The sequence below is a fragment of the Ruegeria sp. ABD4_443 genome, from assembly GCF_056160865.1.
Genome location: NZ_JBSWYA010000006.1, coordinates 238,627 through 263,913 on the forward strand (window position 1 = coordinate 238,627; position 25,287 = coordinate 263,913).

23 protein-coding genes and 2 pseudogenes are annotated in these 25,287 nt (G+C 60.3%); 15 read left to right on the top strand and 10 right to left on the bottom strand.

All coding sequences use genetic code 11. The annotated features are described in order from the left end of the window. Nucleotides 1-6: 6 nt before the first annotated feature. Genes ACXAG8_RS13755 through ACXAG8_RS13775 form a run of 5 tightly spaced genes read left to right on the top strand, consistent with a single transcriptional unit; the run spans nucleotide 7 to nucleotide 5,753 of the window. Nucleotides 7-1,506 (top strand): tripartite tricarboxylate transporter permease, encoded by a 1,500-nt coding sequence (locus ACXAG8_RS13755; RefSeq protein ID WP_475226513.1) that lies wholly within the window; start codon nucleotides 7-9, stop codon nucleotides 1,504-1,506. Beyond that, nucleotides 1,499-2,776 carry an aspartate aminotransferase family protein gene (locus tag ACXAG8_RS13760; protein ID WP_475226522.1) on the top strand — a complete coding sequence of 426 codons (1,278 nt, stop codon included), beginning with the start codon at nucleotides 1,499-1,501 and terminating at the stop codon, nucleotides 2,774-2,776. Before ACXAG8_RS13755 ends, ACXAG8_RS13760 begins: the two co-directional genes overlap by 8 nt. Then, complete coding sequence (locus ACXAG8_RS13765) at nucleotides 2,773-3,723, top strand: homoserine kinase (RefSeq protein ID WP_475226527.1); 951 nt, start codon at nucleotides 2,773-2,775, stop codon at nucleotides 3,721-3,723. The genes ACXAG8_RS13760 and ACXAG8_RS13765 overlap by 4 nt, the downstream gene beginning before the upstream one ends. A gap of 3 nt (nucleotides 3,724-3,726) precedes the next feature. After that, nucleotides 3,727-4,968: a Tm-1-like ATP-binding domain-containing protein gene (locus ACXAG8_RS13770; RefSeq protein ID WP_475226531.1), complete on the top strand. Its 1,242-nt coding sequence runs from the start codon at nucleotides 3,727-3,729 to the stop codon at nucleotides 4,966-4,968. Further along, entirely contained in the window at nucleotides 4,965-5,753 is a 789-nt protein-coding gene (locus tag ACXAG8_RS13775) for an SDR family NAD(P)-dependent oxidoreductase (RefSeq protein ID WP_475226536.1), read from the top strand. The genes ACXAG8_RS13770 and ACXAG8_RS13775 overlap by 4 nt, the downstream gene beginning before the upstream one ends. A 360-nt stretch (nucleotides 5,754-6,113) precedes the next feature. On the opposite strand, the gene ACXAG8_RS13780 is transcribed toward ACXAG8_RS13775, so the two are convergent. Next, nucleotides 6,114-6,932: a sulfotransferase family protein gene (locus tag ACXAG8_RS13780; RefSeq protein WP_475226543.1), complete on the bottom strand. Its 819-nt coding sequence runs from the start codon at nucleotides 6,930-6,932 to the stop codon at nucleotides 6,114-6,116. 143 nt (nucleotides 6,933-7,075) lie between these two features. On the opposite strand from ACXAG8_RS13780, the gene ACXAG8_RS13785 reads away from it, so the two are divergent. Further along, the gene (locus ACXAG8_RS13785) at nucleotides 7,076-8,653 is read left to right on the top strand and encodes a DUF5928 domain-containing protein (RefSeq protein WP_475226550.1); all 1,578 of its coding nucleotides are present in this window, start codon (nucleotides 7,076-7,078) and stop codon (nucleotides 8,651-8,653) included. Nucleotides 8,654-8,692: 39 nt separating this feature from the next. On the opposite strand, the gene amaB is transcribed toward ACXAG8_RS13785, so the two are convergent. The 3 genes from amaB to ACXAG8_RS13800 form a co-directional block, all read right to left on the bottom strand. Then, nucleotides 8,693-10,204, bottom strand: coding sequence for an L-piperidine-6-carboxylate dehydrogenase (amaB, locus tag ACXAG8_RS13790; protein ID WP_475226556.1), 1,512 nt, complete (start codon nucleotides 10,202-10,204; stop codon nucleotides 8,693-8,695). Nucleotides 10,205-10,207: 3 nt separating this feature from the next. Continuing rightward, nucleotides 10,208-11,314, bottom strand: coding sequence for a saccharopine dehydrogenase family protein (locus ACXAG8_RS13795; RefSeq protein ID WP_475226562.1), 1,107 nt, complete (start codon nucleotides 11,312-11,314; stop codon nucleotides 10,208-10,210). A gap of 109 nt (nucleotides 11,315-11,423) precedes the next feature. Further along, nucleotides 11,424-11,684 carry a hypothetical protein gene (locus ACXAG8_RS13800; RefSeq protein ID WP_475226566.1) on the bottom strand — a complete coding sequence of 87 codons (261 nt, stop codon included), beginning with the start codon at nucleotides 11,682-11,684 and terminating at the stop codon, nucleotides 11,424-11,426. Between the two features lie 483 nt (nucleotides 11,685-12,167). Between ACXAG8_RS13800 and ACXAG8_RS13805 the strand changes: the two genes are divergently transcribed. From ACXAG8_RS13805 to ACXAG8_RS13845, 9 genes and pseudogenes are all read left to right on the top strand, one after another. Continuing rightward, nucleotides 12,168-12,605, top strand: coding sequence for a hypothetical protein (locus ACXAG8_RS13805; protein ID WP_475226572.1), 438 nt, complete (start codon nucleotides 12,168-12,170; stop codon nucleotides 12,603-12,605). A 66-nt stretch (nucleotides 12,606-12,671) separates the two neighbouring features. Beyond that, nucleotides 12,672-12,836, top strand: a pseudogene (locus ACXAG8_RS13810) (IS6 family transposase); the annotation flags it as partial. A gap of 603 nt (nucleotides 12,837-13,439) precedes the next feature. Next, nucleotides 13,440-14,507, top strand: a complete 1,068-nt coding sequence (locus tag ACXAG8_RS13815; RefSeq protein ID WP_475226581.1) for an L-idonate 5-dehydrogenase — start codon at nucleotides 13,440-13,442, stop codon at nucleotides 14,505-14,507. After that, nucleotides 14,504-15,943, top strand: a complete 1,440-nt coding sequence (locus ACXAG8_RS13820; protein WP_475226589.1) for a mannitol dehydrogenase family protein — start codon at nucleotides 14,504-14,506, stop codon at nucleotides 15,941-15,943. Before ACXAG8_RS13815 ends, ACXAG8_RS13820 begins: the two co-directional genes overlap by 4 nt. Then, nucleotides 15,936-16,433, top strand: coding sequence for a TRAP transporter small permease (locus tag ACXAG8_RS13825; protein WP_475226597.1), 498 nt, complete (start codon nucleotides 15,936-15,938; stop codon nucleotides 16,431-16,433). The genes ACXAG8_RS13820 and ACXAG8_RS13825 overlap by 8 nt, the downstream gene beginning before the upstream one ends. A gap of 2 nt (nucleotides 16,434-16,435) precedes the next feature. Then, a complete protein-coding gene (locus ACXAG8_RS13830; RefSeq protein WP_475226604.1) occupies nucleotides 16,436-17,728 on the top strand; it encodes a TRAP transporter large permease in 1,293 nt (430 codons plus the stop codon). A 29-nt stretch (nucleotides 17,729-17,757) separates the two neighbouring features. Next, a complete protein-coding gene (locus tag ACXAG8_RS13835; RefSeq protein WP_475226611.1) occupies nucleotides 17,758-18,759 on the top strand; it encodes a TRAP transporter substrate-binding protein in 1,002 nt (333 codons plus the stop codon). Nucleotides 18,760-18,886: 127 nt separating this feature from the next. Continuing rightward, a complete protein-coding gene (locus ACXAG8_RS13840) occupies nucleotides 18,887-19,774 on the top strand; it encodes a MurR/RpiR family transcriptional regulator (RefSeq protein ID WP_475226618.1) in 888 nt (295 codons plus the stop codon). Nucleotides 19,775-19,869: 95 nt separating this feature from the next. Further along, a complete protein-coding gene (locus tag ACXAG8_RS13845) occupies nucleotides 19,870-20,289 on the top strand; it encodes a hypothetical protein (RefSeq protein ID WP_475226626.1) in 420 nt (139 codons plus the stop codon). A 70-nt stretch (nucleotides 20,290-20,359) separates the two neighbouring features. Here ACXAG8_RS13845 and ACXAG8_RS13850 read toward each other — a convergent pair whose 3' ends face one another. The 6 genes and pseudogenes from ACXAG8_RS13850 to ACXAG8_RS13875 form a co-directional block, all read right to left on the bottom strand. Next, nucleotides 20,360-21,037: a class I SAM-dependent methyltransferase gene (locus tag ACXAG8_RS13850; protein ID WP_475226635.1), complete on the bottom strand. Its 678-nt coding sequence runs from the start codon at nucleotides 21,035-21,037 to the stop codon at nucleotides 20,360-20,362. Between the two features lie 37 nt (nucleotides 21,038-21,074). Further along, complete coding sequence (locus ACXAG8_RS13855) at nucleotides 21,075-21,554, bottom strand: pseudoazurin (protein ID WP_475226644.1); 480 nt, start codon at nucleotides 21,552-21,554, stop codon at nucleotides 21,075-21,077. Next, entirely contained in the window at nucleotides 21,538-22,311 is a 774-nt protein-coding gene (locus tag ACXAG8_RS13860) for an ABC transporter ATP-binding protein (protein ID WP_475226650.1), read from the bottom strand. The genes ACXAG8_RS13855 and ACXAG8_RS13860 overlap by 17 nt, the downstream gene beginning before the upstream one ends. Next, on the bottom strand, nucleotides 22,308-23,378 hold the full coding sequence (locus tag ACXAG8_RS13865) for a FecCD family ABC transporter permease (protein WP_475226655.1): 1,071 nt from the start codon (nucleotides 23,376-23,378) through the stop codon (nucleotides 22,308-22,310). The genes ACXAG8_RS13860 and ACXAG8_RS13865 overlap by 4 nt, the downstream gene beginning before the upstream one ends. Before the next feature lie 51 nt (nucleotides 23,379-23,429). After that, a complete protein-coding gene (locus tag ACXAG8_RS13870) occupies nucleotides 23,430-24,587 on the bottom strand; it encodes an ABC transporter substrate-binding protein (RefSeq protein ID WP_475226661.1) in 1,158 nt (385 codons plus the stop codon). Between the two features lie 320 nt (nucleotides 24,588-24,907). After that, nucleotides 24,908-25,066, bottom strand: a pseudogene (locus ACXAG8_RS13875) (IS6 family transposase); the annotation flags it as partial. Between the last annotated feature and the right edge of the window lie 221 nt (nucleotides 25,067-25,287).

Genomic DNA, 25,287 nt, shown 5'->3' on the forward strand with positions numbered 1-25,287 from the left:
GGCCCTATGGAACTTCTCGCTTCAAGCATAGAATTGATCGCGCGGTGGGACGTCATGGCCGCGCTCCTGATCGGCTCCATTGGTGGAGTGATTGTCGGCGGACTTCCGGGCGTTGGCGCGGCTGTGGCCATCGCGATCGTTCTGCCCGTGACCTTTGCGCTGGAACCGATTGTCGGCCTCACCGCGCTCCTCGGCATCTACGGCTCGTCGATGTTCGGGGGGGCAATCCCGGCCATCCTCGTCAACACGCCAGGCACGCCGGTCAACGCGTTGACCACCTATGACGGCTACCCGATGACCAAACGAGGTGAGGCACGGCGCGCGCTCAGCCTTGCCTATTCCGCTTCTTTTTTCGGCGCGCTCTTCTCCATTGTGGCGCTGATGCTTCTCGCCCCGGTCCTTGCCAAGGTCGCGCCGATGTTCGGTGCGCGCGAGATTTTCCTTGCCGCCTTGCTCGGCATCCTGCTGGTGATCATCACCCACCGCGGTCAGGTTCTGGCTGCCGCGATGCTGGCCTGCGTCGGCATCTTCCTGCAGACCATCGGCATCGAGAGCACCGCCTACACCCAACGCTATACCTTCGGCATGGGCTGGCTGCAGTCGGGCATCGACCTTATCGTCGTGGTTCTGGGCCTCTTCGCGGTCAGCCAGGCACTGATTCTATTCATGGACCGCGACAAGAAGATCACTCTGCCCCATGTCGAGAAGGTCGGCTTTTTCGACCAGATGAAGGACCTCTGGGTGTACCGCCGGATTGCCGCCGTCGGTTCCTCCTTTGGCGTCTTTTGCGGCATGATCCCCGGCGTCGGCGAATTCATGTCGCAGTTCATGTCCTATTCCTACGCCCAGCGGACCTCCAAGACGCCGGAGCTTTTCGGCAAGGGCAACCCCGAGGGCATCGTCGCCTCGGAAGCCGCCAACAACTCGGTCCCGGCCGCCGCGATGATCCCGCTGCTTGCCTTGGGCATCCCAGGCGAGGAACTGACCGCGATGATGCTCGCGGTATTCTACGTGCACAACGTCATCCCCGGCCCGCAGCTCTTTGCCGGGCAGATGGATTTCGTGCTCGCGCTCTATCTCTGCCTTCTGCTGCTCAACATCATCGTCGTGGTCTTCCTGTTCTTCGCGACCGACACGCTGATGAAGGCGATGACCATCCCGAACCGGTTCCTCGGCATGATGATTCTCACCTTCAGCCTGATCGGGGTCTATTCCCTGCGCAACTCGCTGACCGACGTGGCCATCGCTTCGGCCTTCGGGGTGTTCGGCTTCATCCTGAAGCGGCTGGACTACCCGACTTCGCCCATCATCCTCGGCATCGTGTTGGGCAAGCTGATGGAGGACAAGCTGCGCACCGCGATGGCGCGGGTGCGCGATCCCTGGGATTTCATCGACCGGCCCATCGCCTTCATCCTGTTCTCGATGATCGTCATCGCGCTGGCAGTTCAGGCGTGGACAGTCTGGAAGGGCCGGCAGGCTGAGAAGAAGGAGGCATATGATGCATGATCTCGTTGCACGCCGACGTGCGCTGCTGGGCCCGAATGTGTCTACCTTCTACGACGACCCGGTGCATATCGTACGCGGCGAAGGCGTGTGGATATGGGATGCGGAGGGAAACAAGTACCTCGACTGCTACAACAACGTGCCCCACGTTGGGCACTGCAACCCGAGGGTGGTCGACGCGATCTGCAACCAGGCGCGCACGCTGAACGTCCACACGCGCTACCTGCACGAGGGCATCCTGGATTACGTCGAACGCCTGACCGGCACCTTCGCCGATCCGCTCGACATGGCGATCCTGACCTGCACTGGGTCCGAGGCGAACGACATCGCGCTCCGCATGGCCGAGGCGATGACCGGCAAACGCGGCATCGTGGCCACCGACGCGACCTATCATGGAAACACCACGCTGGTATCGCACCTGTCGAAATCCAACGTGCCCGAAGTCGGGTTCGGCCTCGGCGGGTACCTGCGCCATGTCGAGGCCCCGGACAGCTACCGCATCGACGATCCGGACGGACAGCGTTTTGCCGCCAGGGTTCAGGAGGCGATTGACGATCTGGAGGCATCGGGCATTGGCTTTGCCGCGCTGATCGTCTGTCCCTTGTTCCTGAACGAAGGGTTCCCGGGTCAAGCGACCGGCTGGTTGAAGCCCGCCGCCGAGGCTGCACGCCGCGCCGGGGGCCTGCTGATCTGCGACGAGGTGCAATCGGGCTTCGGTCGCTGCGGCAGCCATTTCTGGGCGCACCAGAAACAGGGCGTCACCCCGGATGTCGTCTGCATGGGCAAGCCCATGGGCAACGGCCACCCTGTCGCGGGGCTGGTCACGACGTCCGAAATCATGGCCCGGTTCCGCGGCTCCTTCCGCTATTTCAACACCTTTGGCGGCAACCCTGTCTCCTGCGCTGCCGCCATGGCGGTGCTGGAAGAACTCGAAGCCCAGGACTTGCAAGCCAACGCCGCAAAGATCGGCAAGCTGGCGGCTGCGCGCCTGCAAGCCTTGGCCGAGAAATACGAAGTCATCGGCGATGTCCGCCAATCCGGCATGGTTTTTGGCGCGGAATTCGTGCTGGACCGCGCCACCAAGGAACCCGCAAGCGCCTATGCCGACCGCATCATCAACGCCATGCGCCATCGCGGCGTGATCCTGTCAAAACTGGGTCGCCACAAAAACACGCTCAAGATCCGCCCGCCCATGCCCTTTGGCGAAGAGCATCTGGACCTGCTGATCGACACGCTGGACAGCGTTCTTGCCGAACACACGGTGGCCGCATGACCGATCCTGTCGAGCAGGCGCTGGCTCTCTGGGGCATGACGGGCGCGGAGTGCAGCTTTGTCGCCGGGCGCGAGAACCGGGTCTACAAGGTCGTGCATGAAGGTGCCGCCTACGCCTTGCGCTTCAAACGTCCCGGCTATCGCGATCTGGAAGAGCTGACCTCGGAACTGGCATGGATGGCCGAGATGGCCCGGGCGGGCCTCTGTGTCCCCGCGCCGCGCCTGTCGCTTGATGGCCGCCTGCTCGAGGAGCTGGACGGCCATTATGTTGACCTGATCACATGGCTTGGCGGCCGCCCTCTGGGCCGTAGCCGTGACCCGCTGGCGCTCCCGGATGCGCCGGGAACCTTCCGCGACCTTGGGCGCATTATGGCTTTGATGCATGGCGCTTGCGACGCGTGGACGCCGCCGTTGGCCTTCACGCGCTGCTGCTGGGATGCCGCAGGGCTGCTCGGAGACGCGCCGCTTTGGGGCCGTTTCTGGGAAAACCCCACCCTCGACCTTTCTACCGCCACAATGCTGCGTGAGTTCCGCCAACAGGCCGCCCGCACTTTGGACGGACGCAACTTCGACACCGGACTGATCCATGCCGATCTGGTGCGAGAGAACGTCCTGATCGACGGCACAGACCTACGCCTTATCGATTTTGACGATGGCGGCTTTGGCTACCGGCTATTCGACGTGGCGACCGCCCTTCTCAAAAACCGCGCCGAGCCAAACTATCCAGTGCTGAAGCAGGCGCTGATCGACGGGTATCACAGCGTCCGGCCTCTCGACATGACTCATCTCGACCTGTTCCTTGCACTGCGCGCGGTCACCTATGTGGGCTGGATCGTGCCCCGCATGGAGGAGGCGGGATCGCCCATGCGCAACACCCGTTTCATCAAGGACGCACAAGAGCTTTGCAGCGCATGGCTCGCCCGGACCGCAGCACATCAGGGAGGCTGAGATATGAGCAAAACCATTCTGGTCATCGGTACGTTCGACACCAAGGACGACGAGCTTGGCTACCTGATCAGCAAAATCAAGGCGCAGGGTGGCGAGGTGCTGACCATGGATGTCAGCGTGCTGGGCGACACCGCCCAGCCCATCGACATCACCAAACACGATGTGGTCGCCGCCGCCGGGGAAACGATCGAGAGCCTGATCGCCCTCGGCGAAGAGGGCGAAGCCTTCGAGAAGATGAGCGCCGGGGCAGCCGCGACGACCCTGCGGCTCTACAAGGAAGGCCGCTTTGACGGCATGATCGCACTTGGTGGCACGATGGGCACCGACCTTGCGCTCGATTGCGCGCAGGCGCTGCCGATCGGGGTCCCGAAATACATCGTTTCGACTGTCGCCGGGTCCCCCCTGATCGGGGCCGCAAGGATGGCGGCAGATGTGCAGTTCATCCTTTGGGCAGGCGGGCTTTACGGGTTGAACCCGCTTTGCAAATCCTCGCTCAGCCAAGCGGCAGGCGCCGTGCTTGGCGCGGCAGAGGCTGTGGAGCCGCCTGCCTTCGACCGGCCTCTGATCGGGATGACGTCACTTGGCTCGTCTTGCCTGAAATACATGAAACGCCTGCACCCCGAACTGACCAAGCGCGGCTATGACGTGGCGGTGTTCCACACCACCGGCATGGGCGGCATGGCCTTTGAGAGGCTCGCGAGCGAGGGAGCCTTTGCCTGCGTCATGGACTTTTCGCTGCAGGAACTGGTGAACGTGCTGCATGGCTCGCTCGTCTCGTCAGGCGAGGATCGGCTCACCGGCGCGGGTCGCTCAGGCACGCCGCAGATGGTGGCTCCGGGTGCCTCCGACATCCTCGATCTGGCAGGCTGGCAAGAGATCCCCGCACGATTTAAGGACCGCCCCTTCCACCAGCACAACCGCCTGATCAAGAACGTGGCCTTCAACGCCCAGGAACGTGAGGCGCTGGCGACCGCCATCGTGGACAGGCTGGCCGAGGCCACCGGCCCCACGGAATACTTCCTGCCCCTCCACGGCATCGAAGAATGGGACAAACCGGGCGAGCCGGCGCATGACCCCGAAGGCCTCGCGGCCTTCACCTCTGCCAGCAAGAGCGCCGCAAACGTTCGGGTGCAGATGACCGCGCTGGACTGCCATATCAACGACTTGGCATTCTGCGAGGCGGTTCTGGCCAAATTCGACGCTTGGGTCGCCGAGGGCATCGTGGCCAAGGGCGCAACTTCTTGAACCGCTTTTCGGGCAAAACGGCCCTCATCACCGGTGCCGGTACCGGGATCGGGGCGGCAACGGCGCAGCGATTGGCAGAAGAAGGCGCACAGGTCATTTTGATGGGCCGCCGCGCAGAGCCTCTCGAGGCCATCGCCGCGCGGATGGGCGGCACCGTGTTTGTGGGTGATGCCTCCAGCAGCGTAGATTCCGCCAAAGCGGTGGCCTTGGCAAAGGACCGTTTCGGCAGTCTCGATGTGGTCGTCGCGAATGCGGGCGGGCACGGCTTCGGAACGATCCTTGAGACCGACGACGCCGAATGGCAGGCCTCGACCCAGGCCAATCTCGACACCTCGATGGTACTGCTCCGCGCGGCCCTGCCCGCACTTAAGGCCGCAAAAGGCGCGATCTGCGTCACCGCCTCCATCGCCAGCCTTGCAGCCCCCGCAGGTGCCTTCGGCTACACGGTCATGAAGCACGCCCAGATCGGCCTTGTACGCGCCATTGCCCGGGATTTCGGTCGCGACGGCGTGCGTTGCAACGCGGTCTGCCCCGGATGGGTCACAACAGAAATGGCCGATGCGGAGATGGATGAGTTGATGGAACGAACCGGCCTCGCGACGCGCGACGCCGCCTACGCCCACGTCACCAAGGATGTCCCCCTCGGTCGACCCGCATCCCCCGACGAAGTCGCCGCCGCCATCGCGTTTCTTTGCGCGCCCGAGGCCTCGGCCATTACAGGCGCTGTGCTGACAGTGGATGGTGGATCGACGATCGTGGATGTACCGACGCTCGCATTCGGATAGCACACCCTGACCTCTGTTCTATTGGGCGGGAGCAAGACTCAAGCTGATGTGAGCGGAACGGAGATCGCTCCCCTACAATCGATACGCGCCAGGGCGAAGCTCGTGCGATGTAGTACGCCATTCTTTGATTGTCGCATGAACAAATACTGCACACGATATCAGCTAAGCATTTGACTTTAATAATAAACCAATACCTTCCATCACGGGACGAAGGCAAATGGGATCTTTCAAAGACCGCTCTTCAATTTTTCAGACTTTGGTGCAGAATGCAGCATCTGGAACTCTGGGCTGCGAAGCAGACACTCACCTGCAAATCATGTTTCAATCAGATGCATCTTTTCCACCGGCACCTATTGCCGCTCAGTCACCCAGCTTGGCGTGCACCTCGTCCAGATCGATCTCACCCACGGGCATCTTGTTTCCGGGGTTCCCGAAATCATATTTGAACAATTCGAAATCCTGTTTGTAGATTTCATAGACCAGATGCATCGACAGATCGTCGAAATAGTCCTCGACCGGGTGCGCCCGCTTGGGGCCGTGGCCTTCGGATTCGTTGAAACGCGGAATGTCCGACAGCGTCACCGCGTGCTGGGCAGAGATGTTGTCCAGCACATCCTGCATCCCTTCGTTGAACTGCTCGGTCCAGAAAATCCGATCGTAACGCCCGCCATTCACAATAAAGGTCGAAACGTGGCCAGACATCGCAGACCAGTGAATGTCAGGGTCCATTGGCCGCCGCCAGCGGATCGTGTCGCGGGCAAACAAAAGAAACCGGCGAAAGCTGGCGATCTGATCGAACTCGCCCTTTCCATCATCGCCGCCAACTTCGATCCCGTAATTGTAGATCAGCGATGGAACCAGGTTCCCGCGATACCGCTTGCCGTTGCGTTGTATGCCGCAGATCTTGTCGAAGAACGAACTTAGGATGCGCGTATACGGGTTGCGGACGCAGGTGAACGAATAAGACGCATGCGCCCGGACATTGGACGAGATCGGGTCCTGGCTGGTGGGAAAGGCCCACTTGTGCATGCCTTCCTTGGCGTCGTGGATGTCGCCGTCAAAGAACCGCCCGTGGTCCGAGTAATACATGATCTGGCCAATCGTCGAACACGCGCATTTTGGCACCACACGGTAAACCATGCTTTCGCTTTCGGTCATCCATGTACCGGGAAAACCCATCTGCAGTGCCTCCTTCGCGGGCCGTTACTTGGATCGACGGCGCAGCTTTTCAAACCAAAGAACCAAAAATATTCTGTTTATTCAATCGCCCATCCTCATTATCACAGGTGGAAACGGGCAGAAACGGGAAGTGCATAACGCGAATGGCAAAGATTGCCTATATATTGCTGTGCCACAAAGGCCCCGATGCGATCATCGCACAGGCAGAACAGCTTACCGCCACCGGCGATTGCATGGCGATTCACTTTGATGCCAGCGCCAGCGCGCAGGACTATGCCACGATCCGCGAGGCGCTGAAGGACAATCCCAATGTCACCTTTGCCGCAAAGCGGATCAAATGCGGCTGGGGGGCATGGTCTTTGGTACAGGCCACGCTGAACGCGTTGCAGGCCGCCGTCGACACCTTTCCGCGCGTCACGCATTTCTACATGCTGTCCGGCGACTGCATGGCGATCAAGACCGCGGAATACACCCGGCGGTTTCTGGACGAAAACGACAGGGATTTCATCGAAAGTCACGACTTTTTCGAAAGCAACTGGATCAAGACGGGGATGAAGGAAGACCGGCTGATCTATCGCCACTTTTTCAATGAAAGAACCCAAAGCGGCCGTTTCTACGCCTCTTACGAATTGCAGAAACGGTTTGGCCTGACCCGCGAAATTCCGGCCGATATCCAGGTGATGATCGGCAGCCAATGGTGGTGCCTGCGCCGCCGCACGGTCGAGATGATCCTGGATTTCCTGCGCCAGCGGCGCGACGTCATCCGGTTTTTCTCGACGACCTGGATCCCGGATGAAACCTTTTTCCAGACCCTTGTTCGCCACCTGATCCCGAAAGAAGAGATTGATAACCGAACGCTCACCTTCCTGATGTTTTCGGATTATGGGATGCCGGTCACCTTCTACAATGATCATTACGACATGCTGCTGGGCCAGGATTATCTTTTTGCCCGCAAGATCAGCCCCGAGGCGCTGGATCTGAAGGAAAGGCTGGGCAAGCTTTATGCCAGCGAAGGCGTTGAATTCACAATCTCGAATGAAGGGCGCAACCTTTACGGCTTTTTGGCCGGGCGCGGGCGCGTAGGCCGCCGGTTCGGGCAGCGGTTCTGGGAGGCCGGAAACACCGTCGGGGCCGGGCGCGACGTGTATCTGATTGTCTGCAAGAAATGGCACGTGGCCAAACGCCTTGTTGATCAGATCATGTCTGAAACGGACATTCCTTGCGTCGAATACCTGTTCAACGAGGCCGATACGCCGCTGCCTGACCTTGGCGGTATCGAGACAACCGTGACCAAACGGTCGCGGCATCGCCGTGCCGTGGTCCGCATGCTGTTCGAACATTTCGAAACCGACCGGCTTGTTCTGTGCCTCGACCCGGCGAACCTTGAGATCGTTCAGGACTTTTGCGCCGACCAGGCCGTCACCCACATCCTTGAGATCGAATGTGACTATTCCGACGACTACCTGATCGGACACGCGCGCCGCGTCGGGCTTGCGGGGGAAAACAGCCCCGCCGAAGCCGTGGCAAACCTGTTGCCCGCGATCCGCAACTCGTTTTCCTATGAATCCGAACTGATCCGCGCCAATAGCACGGACCAGTATTTCCGTATCTCGGAAGGGGCGCCCCGTGCCGAAAACGAAGCGGCGGTTGCCGGTTTCCTGAATATCTCGACGGAACAGGCTCACGCCATCATGGCGCTGGATTACCTGTTCGCGGATTGACCGGCAGGCCACGCGCCCGCCGGCCCGGTGGGAACAGGGTCAAATATCGAAGCGGACGCCCTGCGCCAGCGGCAATTCATCCGAATAGTTCACGGTGTTGGTTTGCCGCCGCATATAGGCCTTCCAGGCATCCGATCCGCTTTCACGTCCGCCACCGGTTTCCTTTTCGCCGCCGAAAGCGCCGCCAATCTCGGCGCCGGACGGGCCGATATTGACATTGGCAATCCCGCAATCAGACCCTGCAGCCGTCAGGAATTTTTCCGCCTCGCGCATGTTCAGGGTGAAGACGCAGGACGACAGCCCCTGCGGCACGTCGTTTTGAATCTCCAGCGCCTGGTCGAATTCGTCATACCCCATGACATAAAGGATCGGTGCGAAGGTTTCCGTTTTGACCACCGAACTCTGGCCGGGCATTTCGACAATCGCCGGTTCCATGTAAACGCCAGCCGGGACGTTTTCGGTGACGCGGTTGCCGCCAAACACGACCCCGCCCTGTGCCCTGGCGGTTTCCAACGCGTCGGCCATGGCCTGCCCTGACGCTTCGTCCACAAGCGGACCGATCAGCGTGCCCTCGGCCAACGGGTTGCCGATGGGCAACCCGGCATAGGCTTTTTTGAGCCGCGCGACCAATTCCTCGCGGATTTCGTTGTGGACAATCAGCCTGCGCAGCGTCGTACAACGTTGACCGGCTGTACCAACGGCCGAGAACACGATGGCCCGGACCGCCATTTCCAGATCGGCCGAGGGGCCAACGATCATTGCGTTGTTGCCGCCCAGTTCCAGAATGCACTTGCCAAACCGCTGCGCCACGATCGGGGCGACGGCCCGGCCCATGCGGGTCGATCCCGTGGCCGAGATCACCGGAACATCCTCGCTGGCCACCAGGGCCTGACCCAGATCCGCCCCGCCGATCAAGGTTTGCAACAAACCCTCTGGCGCGTCCCCGAACCGCGCAAGCGCCCGCTCAAAGATTTTCTGGCAGGCCATCGCGGTCAGCGGCGTTTTCTCGGAGGGCTTCCAGATCACCGGATCGCCACAGACCAATGCCAGGGCGGCGTTCCAGGACCAGACGGCAACCGGAAAGTTAAAGGCCGAAATCACGCCGACCGGGCCTGCGGGATGCCAGGTTTCCATCATCCGGTGGCCCGGACGCTCGGACGCGATGGTCAGACCATAAAGCTGGCGCGACAGCCCAACGGCAAAGTCGCAGATATCAATCATCTCCTGCACTTCGCCCAGACCTTCCGAGGTGATCTTGCCCGCTTCCCAACTGACCAGCGCGCCCAGATCATCCTTGGCCGCGCGCAGTTCTTCACCCAGCAGGCGGATCAACTCTCCGCGGCGCGGGGCCGGAACGATACGCCATACCTTGAACGCGGTCTTGGCGCGGTCGATGATCGCGGGCATGTCGGCGGCCGGGGTTTCGTGAGGCTCGGCCAAAAGCCTGCCATCAATCGGAGAGGTCACGCGCAATGTGCCCCCGGCCAGTTCAGCCGCCGTCAGGCCCAGGTTTGTCAGGGTGTTTTCTGCTGTCATCACTATGTCTTTCATGTCTCAGGCCGCCTTGTTCTGTTCGGTGACATCTCCGGCGCGGTAAAGACGGCCGAATTCGGTGTTCAGGAAATCGGTTAGCTTGACCTGCTCTTGGCGAATGAACCCCTGTGCAGGCAGGACGCCTGTCCGCATCAGGTCCACAACACCCAGGACGCCAGCCGCCGTGGTGATCTGGATCGCGCTCCAGGTGGTTCCATCGATGGTCCGGGCAAAGGATTTGTTGATCAGGGATTTTTCACGCAAGGCCCCGTCGATCATGCCTTTGGCCGTGCAATAGACCAGAACCACATCCTGATCCGTGCGCGGCAGCGCCGTTTCAAAGATCTCTTTCAACAGGTCCCGACGCCGTTCAAGACCCAGGTCGTTCAGCAGCAACCGCAGAATGTCCCGGTGCCCAGGATACCGGATCGAGCGATAGGACACCGCCCGCGCCTTGCCGTCCAGCGTTTCCGGCAGCGTGCCAAGCCCGCCCGAGGTGTTGAAACATTCGTATTCGACACCGTCATGCCCGATGATCTCGTGATCTTCCAACGGCGCGGTCTTGGTGCGAACGCCATTCACAATGGCGTCGCACGGGTTGCAGTATTCGTTGATCAGCCCGTCAGTCGACCATGTCAGGTTGTATTTCAACGCATTCGTCGGATAGAGCGGCAACGCTCCGACACGCATGTGCAGGCTGTCAATCGTATCGAACGCCTCCGCCAGCGCAGCACCTGCAATGCCGACAAATCCCGGTGCCAGCCCGCATTGCGGCATAAAGGCGGATTGGCTGTTTTGGGCCAACTCACGCACGGCCTCGGTCGCGGCGACATCCTCGGTCAAATCAAAGTAATGAACGCCCGCATTGGCCGCAGCCTGGGCAATTCTCGGCGTCAGAAAAAACGGAGCCGCAGAAATCACCGCATCGAACCCGCGCAACGCTTGGGCCAGGTCGACCGGGTCGGCGACGTCGATCTGATTGGTTGAAATTCCCTGCCGGTTCAACACCGCCAACGCCGCCAGGTCCCGGTCAGCAACCGTCACGGTATAGTTGGTCGATGATTTCAACAGCGCGGCAATCATCTGTCCGATCTTGCCCGCGCCCACAACGCATATGTTCCAGCTCACTGCATGCCTCCATTCGCTTGTCTTTCAAGCATGAAGGCGAAACTGTCCGGCACACAGGGTACGAGTTGACGAAGACGCCGGGATTTTCGTTAATTTGTCGGGCCCGCCGTCAATATGACGCTGATCCTTGGCGGGACTGCTTGGCGCTTGGCCCCTTGCGTTGGGCGCAGGGCGTGTCCTGCAAGGGTCCGCAGTGGCGCAGCAGGTCGCGCTGTTTCTCATCAAGCACGTTTTGAAACAGCACCGTGAGTTCGGATCGTTGCAGACGCGTGGGCATGTGGGCCGCGTCCATATCATCGGTAACGCTGTCCATATCCGCGCCTTTCGCTCCGGCGTCGAAGACGGTGTTCAGAAATGACTTGATGAGCATATCTTAACTCCCCCATTGGCAGACCGTATTGACCGAGTCGCTGCGGACCGCGTCCGAACCCTTTGGTCGAGAGCTCAAGGACGACCATTCCGTGAGTGCCGATCCGCAGCGACACGGCGGATTTAGGCACCCAGCGTTCTGAGGTTAGGGGGAAGAATCCGGTGAAAATTGTCATAAATTGACCAACAGATCAAAAAACCAAGTCAATTCTTCGATTTATCCCCCATTCCTAATGGCGCCCCCCCGGAAAAGCGACGCGACGTCACAACGGCGCAAGCGGGGGCGTTATGCGGAAAACAGGCCCAATGCGGCGCAAAACCGGCGCGCTGCCGCGGTAATTCCGGTGGGTTTTTGGCGCTCGGGCCGGCTGTTGAACGGTTGATTGCGCGACGGCTGCGCGCCCTGACAAGCCCAAGCGGTTGACATGCCAGCCAAAGCATTGAGCATCCCACAGCGTGCATGGGGCACCTCGCGGAGGATCGAATGAACCTTGACCGGCTTTCCGGGCTTGCTGACTGGCTGGACGAAGGCGCGCCTGGGGTGGCTTTCAACATGTTCGCAATCCGCCAGCCGATTTCATACGTTCTCGGGCCGGAAGGTGATCCGATGGACGCCCGGATGATCCTGCGGCAAGTCGCCGAGAAAGACCTGACCCAAACCGACATATGCTGCGGGCTGGATGGCGCTGCTGTCCAATTGTTTGACCCCGGTTTCCCCGTGTATGCGCCTGAGCTTTTTGAACAGGTACAAGAGCGCGCCCTTGAATTGCTTGGGTTGCCGCGGATGGATAAGGGCCCGCGATGGGATTGCGCGCATGACCTATTCGACCCGACCAACGCGCCCGATGATTGCAGCCCCCGGCAAGCGGCCCAGGCAGTTCGCCGGTTGATCGCAGGGCAAGCCCCCTGGCCCGGGCTTTGACGTGTCTTCCGGCCAGGAACGACCCGCAAGGCCACCGGCTCGGTCCTTGGGGAAAGTCAGGTAAAGGCAGCCATGAAGCGGCTACTCGGTTACCGTCAAAGCTTTCGGTCTTTCCGCAGCGCGAAAGCGACCCTCAGCGGGATCGAGACAATCCGGACAATCAAACGCGGACATATCCACAACAAACAACCCGGCGTCAGCGGCGAGATCCAATTCATCGATGAACTGTTCACAGCCGCTTGGTTGACGCTCCGCATCTGTGATGCAACCGGTCACGGCAAACGAATGCAACAGTCCCCCAGCGACAAAACAAAAACGATTCTTTTCACTGCTTACCCTCGGGTTGCGACGCCACTGTCGGCAGGCACTGGTTGCCAATCCGGCCAGCAATGCACAATCGGTTTTTGTCGTCGGAAATGACACGGCCCGACCCATTCGGGCGAATCCATTTTGCCACCTGTCAAACTGCACGCCCCGGATAGCCAAACCCCGTGAAACCGGCCTTTTCGCAAGGCATCACGCCCACAAAGCGGCTCAACTGAGCCTGGCGCGCATCCAAATCGCCAAGGGGCACGCAGGTTGACCAGCCGATGGTAAAGCCACTTCGGCGGTCGTCGGGCGCATCTATTAAATCGATATAATACAACGACATAAAGGATAGCGAAGGTATTTCATCGCTGTTTCCTCCGTCAGTTTCCCAATGCTCCTCAAGTCATCAAGCCGCGCGACAAACAGGTCGCACAGCGGACGCCCGGACGCGGGCCGGGCGAAAGCAATTATCAATTTTCATCTTGCGCGAAAATGATCAATGTGTTTCAAAATTGGAGACCGCCGGTGGAGGAGCCGGTAAAGATCGGGGAGGGATCGTCCGTGAAAGCCTGTGTGGTTCACGCCGCTCGCGACGTGCGAATTGAACATCGCGATACCGGCAGCGCCGGTGCCGGAGAGGTGATGGTAGGCTTTGCCTGGGGCGGGATCTGCGGATCGGACATCCACTATTTCGAACATGGGCGCGTCGGCGACTCGATCGTCCGCAACCCGATGATCCTGGGTCACGAGTTTTCGGGAACGGTGATCGCGACCGGCGAGGGCGTGACCGGGCTCGTCCCCGGTGACAAGGTGGCCGTCAACCCTGCAAGCCCTTGCGGGCACTGTTCGTATTGCAAAAGCGGCGACACCAATCTGTGCACCGACATGCAATTCATGGGAAGCGCCGCGCGCCAGCCGCACCGTGACGGTGGGTTTTCCGAGGTGGTCCGCGTCAAGGCCACGCAATGCGTCAAAGCACCCGCCGATGCGGACCTTCAGCATCTGGCGATGGCGGAACCGTTTGCCGTTGCCCTGCACGCCGTCGCGATGGCCGGGGATGTGTCGGGGCGCACGGTGCTTGTCACCGGTGCGGGCGTGATCGGCCAGATGGTTGCGGTGGCTGCACGCCGGGCCGGGGCCCAGCGCATCATCATGAGCGACGTTTCCCCCGAAGCCTGCGACCGCGCAGTTCAGTTGGGGATCGACGAGGTTGTAAACGCCACCGATGCCTTGGGTGTGTCGGCCCTAACGGCCACGCCGCGCTGCGATATTGCGCTTGAGGCCTCGGGCGCGCCGCAGGCCCTTGATCTGGCCATTGAGGCGATGAAACCCCGTGGCCGGTTGGTTCAGGTTGGATTTCTGCCGCCAACTGCGCCGCTGCACCTCGCCAAGCTGCTGACCCGCGAACATACGATCACCGGGACCTATCGGTTCTCAGATGAATTTGAAACGGCGGTACATGCGATCACCACGGGCGAGGTGGATTTGCGTCCGATGATCTCGGCCGAGCTTCCTCTGGATGCGCCAGAGGCGGTGTTTGAACGCGCGCTCGACAAGGCGCGGACGCTGAAGGTGATGGTGGCCTTCCAATGACCGAACCCTTTTCACTGCCCTATGCCCCGGACCTGCTGAAGGTCACTGCCGCCCATATTGGCGTCGGCGCCTTTCACCGGGCGCATCAGCAGGTCTATTATGATGATCTTGCCCGGCAGGGCGTTCAGATCGGCGTAATAGGGGTAAACCTGACGCCGCCGGACATTTCCGGTGCGCATGGCGCGCAAGGTGGACGTTATGCGGTGCTTGCCGAAGACGCGGCACATTCCGAATGCCACGGGGTCGGCACCCTCAGGCGCCTGTATGACACATCACAGGCTGCAACCGCGTCCTGGGACGACATTACCTTTGTCACGCTGACAATCACCGAGAAAGGGTATTGCCACCATCCGGGCACGCAAGATCTTGACCTTGACCACGTCGCGGCCGACCTGGCCACACCGGACAGGCCGCGCACGGCCATCGGCTATCTGGCCTGGATGCTTGAACGCCGCCGGCGTTCTGGTGGCGCGCCGATTACCCTGGCAAGCTGTGACAACGTTCCGCAGAACGGCCAACTGCTGAAAGGCGTCCTGCAGCATTACGCCCGGCACGCCTTTCCGCAGCTTTTGCCCTGGATGGAAAGCCATGTGCGGTTTCCTGTCTCTATGGTCGACCGCATTGTGCCCGCGATGACAGCCGAGGCGCGCGACCGGCTGGAGACCGCGCTGGGGCATAAGGATGCGATCGGAGTGGTGGCTGAGCCATTCCGCCAATGGGTGATCGAGGACAACTTTGCCGCCGGTCGGCCGCCGCTGGAACGTGCGGGTGTTCAGATCGTCCGGGACATCACCCCTTATGTGCGCATGAAATACCGCCTTTTGAACGGGCTGCAATCGGCCTATGCCGAGCTTGGCAGGCTCTGCGGTTGCGCCAGTTCGTACCAGGCAGCAACGCAACCCGACCTTGCCGCATGGGCAACGGTATTTCATGCGTCGCAGGCCGCGACCCTGGAATGCCCGGCGGGCGAAGATCTTGCCACCTATGGCCGGACCAGCCTTGAGCGTCTGCAAAACCCGCGAATTCATCACCCGCTGAACCAGATCGCATCGGATGCCAGCCTGAAACTTCCGCAGCGGATCGCTGAACCGGCCGAGACCCTGATCGCGCGCGGTGATACGTCGCGGGCCGCGCCGCAGGCAATGGTTCTTGCGGCCTGGGCGTTGAACGGCGGCAACACCGCTCCCGACGCAGAAGGGTTCCGCATGAGCGACCCGCTGGCCCAGAAAATGGCGGCGTACAGGACGCAGTTTGACGCCGACGCAGCCGGGCTTGCCGCTGCGGTGCTGTCGCTGCCGGTCTTGCCGCAGGCGCTTGCTGCCTCGGACGATTTCCGCGGGCTGGTGGAACACTGGATTTCTCGCTTTGGCAAGGCCGAGCCCAAGGCAAGGGCGGCGCTGATCGGCGAGTGTGCAAGGGAGAACATGCATGCGTAAGTGGCTGGCAGGCCGAACGCCCGAGGAATGGCTCGGCGCGGGCCTCATGACGGTCGTGGTGGCCCTTTTGGGGTTTCAGGTCATAGCACGGTTCGGCTTTGGCCGATCCTTCAGTTGGCTTGAGGAAGTAAGCCGCTTTGCCTTTGTCTGGTCGGTCTATTTCGGCTTTGTCATCGCTGCCGAAGGCGACCGCCATATCCGCGTTGCGCTGCAACTCGAACTTCTGCCCGAACGTGCAAGGCTGGTCGCCTATACCCTGGCCGATACGCTTTGGCTTGTCTTCAATGCCATCGTGATCTGGCACGGGTACTGGTTCACGCTTTCGATGTTCGAGTTCCCCTATATCTCGCAGACGACGGGCATCAACCTGGTCTGGGTCCAGATGATCGTGCCGCTTGGCTTTGCCTTCATGTCGGTCCGCGTGTTCCAGGTCATGCTGCGCCGCTGGCAGACCGGCAAAGGCCCCGCAGATAGCCGGATGGGAGACTGATCATGGATCCGACGCTCTTGATGGCGCTGTCCTTCGTCATCTTCCTGGTGATTGGCGTGCCGGTCGGCATTTCGATCGGTTTGTCAGCGGTCATCGCGATGGCCACGGCGAACATGCCGATGTCCTATCTTGTCCAGACGGCCTATTCCGCCGTTGACGAGTTCACGATCATCGCCGTGCCGATGTTCATCCTGGCGGGAACGCTGATGGAGAAAGGCGGCCTGACCCAGCGGCTGATTGATTTCTCTCGGGCCATTGTCGGCCCGGCGCCGGGCGGGCTTGCCAGTGTCACAATCGTTGCCTGCACCATCTTTGCCGCGATCTCGGGCTCGGGGCCCGCAACCACCGCGGCCATCGGGTCGATCATGATCCCCGCCATGGTGCGCGACGGGTATGACAAGGGGTTTGCCTCGGCTGTTCCATCATCCGCAGGCGGGATCGGCGTCGTCATCCCGCCCTCTATCCCGATGATCATTTACGGTATCACCTCTGAAACCTCGATCAGTGCGCTGTTTATCGCGGGCTTCGTGCCGGGCCTGATGCTTGCCGCCGCCCTATATGGCACCAGCCGCTTCATTGCTGGTCGTCGCGGGTACACATCCGGCGATAGCTCGGGCCGGGAACCGGGTGCTATTCGGCGCACCGCGTGGGAGGCAAAATGGGCGCTCGCCGCCCCGGTTATCATCCTCGGGGGTATCTATACCGGCGTATTCACGGTGACCGAAGCGTCGGTGGTGGCCGTTCTTTACGCACTGTTCGTCGGCATATTCGTCTATCGCGAAATCCGGCTGTCCACCTTTATCGACGCCATGGTCTATTCGGTTCGGATCACCGGAACCGTGATGCTCGTGCTGGTCACCGGACGGATCATTGGGCGCATGCTGACGGTGTTCCAGGTGCCGCAACTGGTGTCCAACGGGCTGATCGGCGCGGTGTCTGACCCGACATTGCTGATCCTGCTGATCCTGCTGCTGCTGATCTTCATCGGCATGTGGATGGAAACCCTGACCCAGATCATCATCTTGACACCGCTTTTGCTGCCTGTCGTCAGCTCTGTCGGAATCGATCCGCTGCAATTCGGGATCATCTTCGTCATCGCCTGCGAGATCGGCTACTCGACACCGCCATTGGGAGTGAACCTCTTCGTTGCCAGCGAAATAGGCGAAACAACGGTGGAAAAGGTCTCGAAGGCCAGCATCCCGTTTCTGATCGCCGAGGTCACGGTGATGGTGCTCGTCGCCTTTATCCCGGAACTCACCCAATGGCTGCCAAGGCTGCTCGGATTCATCAACTGACAAGACCATTTACCAAGGAGGAGACCCAAATGAATATCTTCAAAACGGCAATTGCCGCGGCGGCCCTGTCCGCAATCGGCGCCCTGCCCGCACTGGCGGCAGACTATACCCTGCGCCTGAGCCACGGCGACAATGAAAACAACCCGACCCATATCGGGGCGGTCAAGTTCAAGGAACTCGTCGAGGAATATACCGACGGCCGGATCGAGGTGCAGATTTTCCCGTCAAACCAACTCGGTTCGGAACAGGAAGTCGCCCAAGCGTTGCGCATGGGATCAATCGAAGGCGAAATCCTTTATACCGGCAACCTCGTGCCGTTGGCCCCGTCCGTCGGTGTGATGATGCTGCCCTATGCCTTCACCTCGACCGAAGAGGCCCACGCCGCGATGGACGCGCTCAAGGGTCCGCTTAACGAACGTCTGCCGCAAGAGGCCGGCGTCCGCGTTCTGGGGTATTTCGAAAAAGGGTTCCGCGTCCTGACCAACAGCGAACGCGAGGTGAAAACCCTCGAAGACCTGCAGGGTCTGAAAATCCGCGTGTCCAAGAACAATATCGCGATCAAAACGTTCCAGTCCTGGGGGCTTGACCCGATCCCGATGGCCTGGGCTGAGGTGTTCCCGGCATTGCAACAAGGCGTGATCGACGGTCAAGAGAACCCCTATACCACTGCAATTTCGTCGAAATTCTACGAAGTTCAGAAGTACATCACCGAAATTCACTACTTGATCTGGTCCGGCCCGATCATCGTGTCCGAACGGTTCTATCAAGGTCTGCCCGAAGACCTGCAAGAGGCGTTGAACCGGGCAGGCGAAGAAGCGGCCCTGCACGAGCGTCGGGTTTCCGCTGAAGAAACCGCGGCGGCCAAGGAAGAACTGGTCGAACTTGGCATGGTTCTGTCCGGCGCACCCGAAGACGAGGCCAAATGGCAAGAGGCCGCCAAGGCGCTGTGGCCAAGCTTTGCCGATGACATCGGTGGTGCCGAATGGGTCGAACAGGCCTCGCAGATCATGCAGGACGCGATCTCGAAGTAACGCCCGCAGCATCCGCACAAACAAAGGCGGCGTCGGTTTCCCCCCGGCGCCGCTTGGCACATCAACCCTGGGCCAGGGTGTGAACAACCCCATTGCCTACGACAGCCAGCGCAGCAATACTCCTCTCATGCCACAAGAAAATCCCGGTTCCCGCTCTGAAATCGCGAATTTCGATGATCTGGTCGCGCGTCTGGGCGACCCGGACCTTCGTCTTCCCAAGCGCCTGAAACAGGTGGCCAAATTTGTTCTGAACAACCCCGAAGACACCGCGATCTACAGCATCGTCGAGCTGTCGCGCATGGCCGAAGTTCCCAGTTCGACCTTCACACGTTTTTCCAAGGAACTTGGGTTTTCCGGGTTCTCGGATTTCCAGTCGGTGTTCCGGCAACGCCTGCTGGGCCCCAAGGCGACCGATACTGACCGTAGACGGGCTTTGGCCGACACCCCCCTGCGCGATGCGACCAGCGGCGTCGACCTGGATGATCCGAACGCGGTGTTCGACGCCTTTATCCACGCGGGTATCGACACATTGCTGCGCCTTGAGGAAGAGGTCGACCGCGCCGTTCTGAACGACTTTGTTACAACCCTCGCCGAGGCCCGCACCATTCACATCGTGTCAGCCCGCGGGACGTTCGGCGTTGGCGCCTATTGCTTTTACGGCTTTTCGCAGGTCGGAAAGCACGCGAACCTGATCGACAATACCGGGGCAATGCGGGCCGAGCAGGTCCGCTTTATGCAGCCCGATGACGTCGCCCTGGTAATCACGTTCGACGATTACACCCCCGAGACCCTGGAGATCGCGGAAAAGGTCCTGGCCAACGGGCATCGGCTGCTGTGTATCACCGACAATGAGATGAGCCCCGCAGCGCGGATCGCAAACCAGGCGCTTTATGTCCGCGAAGGCCATCTTGGGCATTTCCGCCTGCAAATCCCCGCGATGGCGCTTTGCCAATCCATCATCGTAAGCGTCGGCAGGAAAGTCAGCCGCGCCAGCCGGAAAAACCCCAAGGCATAGCCCGCCGAGGCCGCTTCCGTCACCGGCATGTTCTGAATATGGTACCAGCACCCGGTCAAAACGCCCGTCGGTATGGTCATCAAGGTGTTGCACGTATGAGAATTTTCGCGCTTTCGGTATTTGGCATCCACATGGTTTTCGAACTCGCCTTTGGTGCAAATGCGTTCCTGACCGGCGCATCTTCGTCGCAAAGTGCGGAAGAAATTGCACAGCAATCGGTGCAGTTGACCATTGCGTTCCGGTTTCTGGGCAGCGCCCTGATTGCCCTTGGGGTCATGGCGGCCATCGTCATTTTCGTTGTCGGTCTGCAATCACGCACAACGCTTTATACTGCCATGGGATTTGCCATATTCCACGGCCTCGGTGCGATTGGCAGCATCTGGTCCGCAGCCCCCGCATTCGAGGTTTACCAACAGCCATTGGCCTTGGGTGCGTTGATACTGCACATGCTGCTTGCCCTGGGATTTGCTTTCGTGGCGATCCGCTTTCCCGCGAACCGGGCTGGCACCGGTTAAAGGCGGGCCCAAAACCGCCCGTTTCGGTGGCCGTTACACTGCGGCCATCCGCGCCGCGCCTTGCGCCGCGTCAATCGTCACGGGTGCAGCGGAACAGTATTTTCCACCGGGTATAGACATCCAGCCGATCCAGGTGTGAGGGGAAAAAGCTGCTGGGGGCATCGGCGGGTATCGGTGCGCTGGCCAGGAAACGGCTGACATCCACCCTCAACCCCGCTTGACGGAATGCCTCGACATAATCGGAAACCGAATGGTTCGGAACGGGAATGTTGGAAAACTCCGAGATGGCCGGGTGCCAGCTGGACCACAGCGGGTTATCGCGATGGCAGCAGGTCACGGCATGGTAGCTTCCGCCAGGCCTCAGCGCTTGGGCAACCTGCCGGGCGTGATCCGCCAGATCCTGGATGAGGTATATGACCTCGTGGCTGAAAGCCAGATCGAACCCCTGCCCCGCATCGGCCAGCCGCGGCGTCGCAAGATATTCGATCGGGCGCGCCCCTTTGCGTCCATTGGCCATTTGAACCGCCGCGCGGGCCAGATCGACGCCAACACCGGCCTTGAAAGGGAGCGTGTCGTAAAGCATCCGCAAGAACCCACCCTGATTGCAGCCGAAATCAAGCACCTTGGCCTGCGACAGATCGGGATTTCCCAGAAAGGCAATCATCTCGTGCCAGATCCACGCGTGATCATCGGTCATGGTGTCTTCTTCGCTGGCATCGCAAGACCAGGTGTCGATCAAGGCTGACATGGCGCTATCCTTGTTGTGAAACAATCGCGTTAAGGGCTTAGGCTTGGGTTTCCAGGTCTTTCAGCAGGGCCCTGAAATTGCTGCGCGCGGTGCCGGGGTGGCGGATTTTCTTGACCGCCTTCAGGTTGTGCAGATCACCGCCCACAACGATCAACCCGACCATCCCCCATTCGTAATGCGGCAAACAGATATGGCCATAGATGCCGGGCACCGTGAATTCGACCGTCAATTCCTGGTCGATGGCCCCGTTCCAATGGTCGGCCCCGTCGGGGATCATTCCGCGCTTGGACGCCGAATTGTGCCCCTGGTCCGTGGCCAGGAAGGTTACCGTATCGCCGACATCCACATGCAACAGCGCGGGCGCGAACACATTGGGCGTTTCGGGGTCGCCGCAGGCAGCGTTCAGCATAAGGACCGAGTGGGCCTGCCCCACGGGCGCGGGGGCCGGGCAGGCCAGCGCGCTGCCGGTTCCGGCAAGCGCCCCCATGGACAAAACAAAATTACGACGCGTAAGCATGAACAAGCAGGTCCTTTCTGGGGCCAGACGTGATTTCGATATCAACGCCGTAGGTTTCGGAAATGGCCGGCGACCGAAGCACCTCGCCGGGGGTGCCCTGGGCCAGAACACGGCCCTGACCCAACAGCACCAGATGATCGGCGAAACGGGCCGCCAGGTTCAGATCGTGCAGCGCCACGATGCCAATCGTGCCGCGCGCGGCCATTGCTGTCTTGATCTGGCTCAGCACCTGCAATTGATGGCGCAAATCCAGCGCCGAGGTCGGTTCATCAAACAGATAGACATCCGAGTTGCGCACCAGGGCCTGGACGACCGAAACCATCTGCGACTGACCACCGGACAGCTCGCTGACATAGGCCTCGGACAGATGCCCGATCCCGGCTTGATCCAGCGCCTGCCCGACCGCCAGCATATCCGCCTCGCTGACCCGCCAACCGCGCAACTGCTTATGCGCCATCATCACCACGTCGAAAACGGTCAGCGCGGCATTCGCGGTAAAGAACTGGGGCATGAAGCAGACCCGTTTCAACCGCTCGCGCGAGGACAGCGTGGCAAGATCGGTTTCGCCCAGATGTACGGTGCCCGATTCCGTTCGGTGCAGCCCCGCAATCAGTCGGAACAGGGTCGACTTGCCCGATGCGTTCGGTCCGATAAGCGCGGTCAGGGTTCCGGGTGCGATGGCGTCAAACCCCACGTCGCGCAGGACCCGGCGCTTGCCATAGGAAAAGGCCAGGCCGCTTGCTGTCAGTTCGGTCATTGCCAATGCCTCTTGCGTTGGCCCAGAATGAGCAGGATGAAAAACGGAATGCCGATCAGCGAGGTGATCATGCCGATGGGATAGACGATGCCCGGCGTGATTGCCTTGGATGCAATGGATGTGCCCGACAGGATCAGCGCGCCGCACAATGCGGAAAGCGGCAGGAACCCGCGCTGATCCTCGCCCACGATCATCCGCGCGATATGGGGACCGACCAACCCGACAAAGGCGATTGCCCCGACAAAAGACACCGCCACCGCGGCAAGGACCGACACGCCGCCAAGAACGGTGATGCGCAGAAGCGAGACGTTGATGCCCAGGGCCGCGGCCTTGTCTTCGCCCATGCGCAGCGCGGTCAGCGCCCAGGACCGGGACAGGAAATAAGGCAGGATGACCACCAGAACGGCGGCGCAGACACCGACCTTCGCCCAGCTGGCACGGGCCAGCGACCCCATCTGCCAAAAGATCAGCTGCGCCAGCTGAAACTCTGATGCGCCGTATTGCAGAAAGGCCAACAGCGCGTTGCAGGTAAACAGCACGGCGATGCCGACCAGGATCATCGCCTCGGGCGAGACCCCGCGCAACCGGGTGAACAGGAACAGCAAAAACGACGTGCCCATTGCGAACACAAAGGCATTTACCGTCACCATCAACCCACCGACCCACGGGATCACGGACCAACCCAGCACAATCGCCAGCGCCGCGCCGAAACTTGCGGCCGAACTAAGGCCAAGTGTAAACGGGTCGGCCAGCGGGTTGTTCAGGATCGTCTGCATCTCGGCCCCCGCCACGCCCAGCATGGCGCCAACGCAAACGGCCATCAGGGCCACGGGCAGGCGGACCTGCCAGATGATCACGGTTTCCTTGTTGCTGGCGACCGAAGGGTCAAGAATTACATGCAACGTGCGCAGAAAGCTCAGGTTCGCCGGGCCGGTATTGATGTCCACGACAACCATGGTCGCCAAAGCCAGAACAGCAAATCCAACAAGAGCGGCGCGCCACATTGAACGGCGTTTATAGGCAGCAACAAGCGTCTGCGCTTCGGCAGAAATTGTCAGGTCGGACATACGCGAAACCTTCTTGTGGCCCGCAGGGTTTTGTCCCTGCGGGCTGTTTTCTTAGTTGGTCGCCGGGGTCGACATCCAGAATGTGCCTGACGGCTCGAAGGGCAGGAACCGGTCATGCAGTTCAGTGAAGGTCGCCCAGGGATCGAGATCTTCGAAATCGTCAGGGTGGAACCATTTCGCCAATTGCTGGATGGCAACGAAATGATAGGGCGAGTTGTAGAACTGGTGGAAAATGGCGTGGTAATTGCCGTTCTTGACCGCATCAAGGTCCGCAAAGCCTGCGCGCGCGGCCAGGGCCTGAATGCGTTCGTTGTTTACGGCGTCATCCGCCTCATATCCCAACAGGACCGAGGTCACCTCGGGCTTGGATTCCGCCCAATTTGCACCGGTGGCGACAATATGTTCGGGGTCTGCTTCGATGACACCTTCCAGGTTCAGCGTGACCGAATAGGCATTCGCCAGGGTCGAGGCATAGTTCGTCCCCCCGGCCAGTTCGACAAAACGGCCATAGTTATAAGGGCCAAACGACCAGCAGCAGAAATCATTCTGCCACCCGGCGGCGTTTTCAACCACGACCATCGGACGTTCTTCGGCCGGGATGGTGTCGATGATATTGGTCACCTTGCGCATCTGCGCGATGTAAAAGTCGATGAACTCGGCGGCGCTTTTTTCCTGGCCCAGAATGCGCCCCAGAGCCAACAGCGACGGCACGACGTTTTCGGTGGCATTGCGGCGGAAGTCGATAAAGGCCACCTGGACACCGGCATTGCCCAGCTTGTCGATCAGGCCGGTTTCCTCGGCTTTGAACAGGCTGCCCGATTCCAGAAGAACCAGATCGGCTTCGGATTCAAGCACCGCCTCGATGCTGAAATCCCCTGCGTAAGGGTTACCAAAGTTGATCATGCGGGCGGTGTCTTCGGGAAATGCGCCCTCGAACTTGCGGAACCCGTCCGGGTCATAAAGAACCAGGTCATTGTTCCAGCCGACGATCTTTTCGAACGGGTTTCCATCCGTGACGGCGCTGATTGCGTACATCATCCGGCCCTCGCCCAGGATGATCTTGTCAGGCATTTCCGGCAAAGTGACCTCGCGGCCTGCAATGTCGGTAAAGGTCAAGGCTTCGGCTTGAGCATCGGTTGCTGACACGAACAGGGTCGCGCTGGCTGCAATAGCACCAAGGAAGCCGCGCGGGAATGTCGGGAAAGACATGGGCGGTCTCCAAATTGGTTGTTTACAAGGCGTCTCTTAGGGGCAAGAGATGCAAAAGCCAAGTGTTTTTGTAAGTTATTTTTGCCCGGGTGACTTGACCATTCCAGCAAAGGCCAAGTCATGGGGGTTTTGTCGCAGAAGGGCCTGCGGCCCAGAACCCAGCAAACGAGATCAAAGGCACGAGACCTGGAAGATTTGGCGCGGTATAGCCAAGTTGTTGACATGAGCCTGTGAGAAATTGGCGAAGGCCGGTTCAGGCCGTCATTTCCGCAGTTTTATCGTCCCAGAGGTTGAGCGCGTCTGAACGCGCGTGGCGGTGGCCGAATGGCTTCCCGGCTGACGATAACACCCCGCGCGGCCAACAGATCCTCGACGTAAGCTGTGCTCAACACAAAGCGATGGAAAGTTCAATCCGCATAGGCAATGATCTCACGAGGAAAGCGAAAGCCCTTCAGGGGCGCCTTAACCGGATCACTCAGCTTCAATAACTTAACAAAACTGCCTGCTGAGGAGGCGGCGTTAAGCGACCGTTCCCTTGTACTGATTTCTGATCGCATGTGTTGCTTTGGCGTTGGTTGCGGGAGCGGGATTTGAACCTCTGACCTTCGGGTTATGAGCCTGCTGAGGTTTGATCGTTAAGCAAACAGTTCAGTGTACTGTTTGTAGATCGAACGGTTTTTTTGGGATTTGGTTGCGGGGA

What these genes read in the sequence shown, in the direction of transcription:
- ACXAG8_RS13835 (WP_475226611.1), top strand. Translation starts at nt 17,758, where the DNA reads ATGAATATCTTCAAAACGGCAATTGCCGCGGCGGCCCTGTCCGCAATC.
- ACXAG8_RS13860 (WP_475226650.1), bottom strand. Translation starts at nt 22,311, where the DNA reads ATGACCGAACTGACAGCAAGCGGCCTGGCCTTTTCCTATGGCAAGCGC.
- ACXAG8_RS13800 (WP_475226566.1), bottom strand. Translation starts at nt 11,684, where the DNA reads ATGCTCATCAAGTCATTTCTGAACACCGTCTTCGACGCCGGAGCGAAA.
- ACXAG8_RS13780 (WP_475226543.1), bottom strand. Translation starts at nt 6,932, where the DNA reads ATGGGTTTTCCCGGTACATGGATGACCGAAAGCGAAAGCATGGTTTAC.
- ACXAG8_RS13770 (WP_475226531.1), top strand. Translation starts at nt 3,727, where the DNA reads ATGAGCAAAACCATTCTGGTCATCGGTACGTTCGACACCAAGGACGAC.
- ACXAG8_RS13755 (WP_475226513.1), top strand. Translation starts at nt 7, where the DNA reads ATGGAACTTCTCGCTTCAAGCATAGAATTGATCGCGCGGTGGGACGTC.
- ACXAG8_RS13865 (WP_475226655.1), bottom strand. Translation starts at nt 23,378, where the DNA reads ATGTCCGACCTGACAATTTCTGCCGAAGCGCAGACGCTTGTTGCTGCC.
- ACXAG8_RS13785 (WP_475226550.1), top strand. Translation starts at nt 7,076, where the DNA reads ATGGCAAAGATTGCCTATATATTGCTGTGCCACAAAGGCCCCGATGCG.
- ACXAG8_RS13820 (WP_475226589.1), top strand. Translation starts at nt 14,504, where the DNA reads ATGACCGAACCCTTTTCACTGCCCTATGCCCCGGACCTGCTGAAGGTC.
- ACXAG8_RS13825 (WP_475226597.1), top strand. Translation starts at nt 15,936, where the DNA reads ATGCGTAAGTGGCTGGCAGGCCGAACGCCCGAGGAATGGCTCGGCGCG.
- ACXAG8_RS13760 (WP_475226522.1), top strand. Translation starts at nt 1,499, where the DNA reads ATGCATGATCTCGTTGCACGCCGACGTGCGCTGCTGGGCCCGAATGTG.
- ACXAG8_RS13855 (WP_475226644.1), bottom strand. Translation starts at nt 21,554, where the DNA reads ATGCTTACGCGTCGTAATTTTGTTTTGTCCATGGGGGCGCTTGCCGGA.
- amaB (WP_475226556.1), bottom strand. Translation starts at nt 10,204, where the DNA reads ATGAAAGACATAGTGATGACAGCAGAAAACACCCTGACAAACCTGGGC.
- ACXAG8_RS13805 (WP_475226572.1), top strand. Translation starts at nt 12,168, where the DNA reads ATGAACCTTGACCGGCTTTCCGGGCTTGCTGACTGGCTGGACGAAGGC.
- ACXAG8_RS13850 (WP_475226635.1), bottom strand. Translation starts at nt 21,037, where the DNA reads ATGTCAGCCTTGATCGACACCTGGTCTTGCGATGCCAGCGAAGAAGAC.
- ACXAG8_RS13765 (WP_475226527.1), top strand. Translation starts at nt 2,773, where the DNA reads ATGACCGATCCTGTCGAGCAGGCGCTGGCTCTCTGGGGCATGACGGGC.
- ACXAG8_RS13830 (WP_475226604.1), top strand. Translation starts at nt 16,436, where the DNA reads ATGGATCCGACGCTCTTGATGGCGCTGTCCTTCGTCATCTTCCTGGTG.
- ACXAG8_RS13845 (WP_475226626.1), top strand. Translation starts at nt 19,870, where the DNA reads ATGAGAATTTTCGCGCTTTCGGTATTTGGCATCCACATGGTTTTCGAA.
- ACXAG8_RS13870 (WP_475226661.1), bottom strand. Translation starts at nt 24,587, where the DNA reads ATGTCTTTCCCGACATTCCCGCGCGGCTTCCTTGGTGCTATTGCAGCC.
- ACXAG8_RS13840 (WP_475226618.1), top strand. Translation starts at nt 18,887, where the DNA reads ATGCCACAAGAAAATCCCGGTTCCCGCTCTGAAATCGCGAATTTCGAT.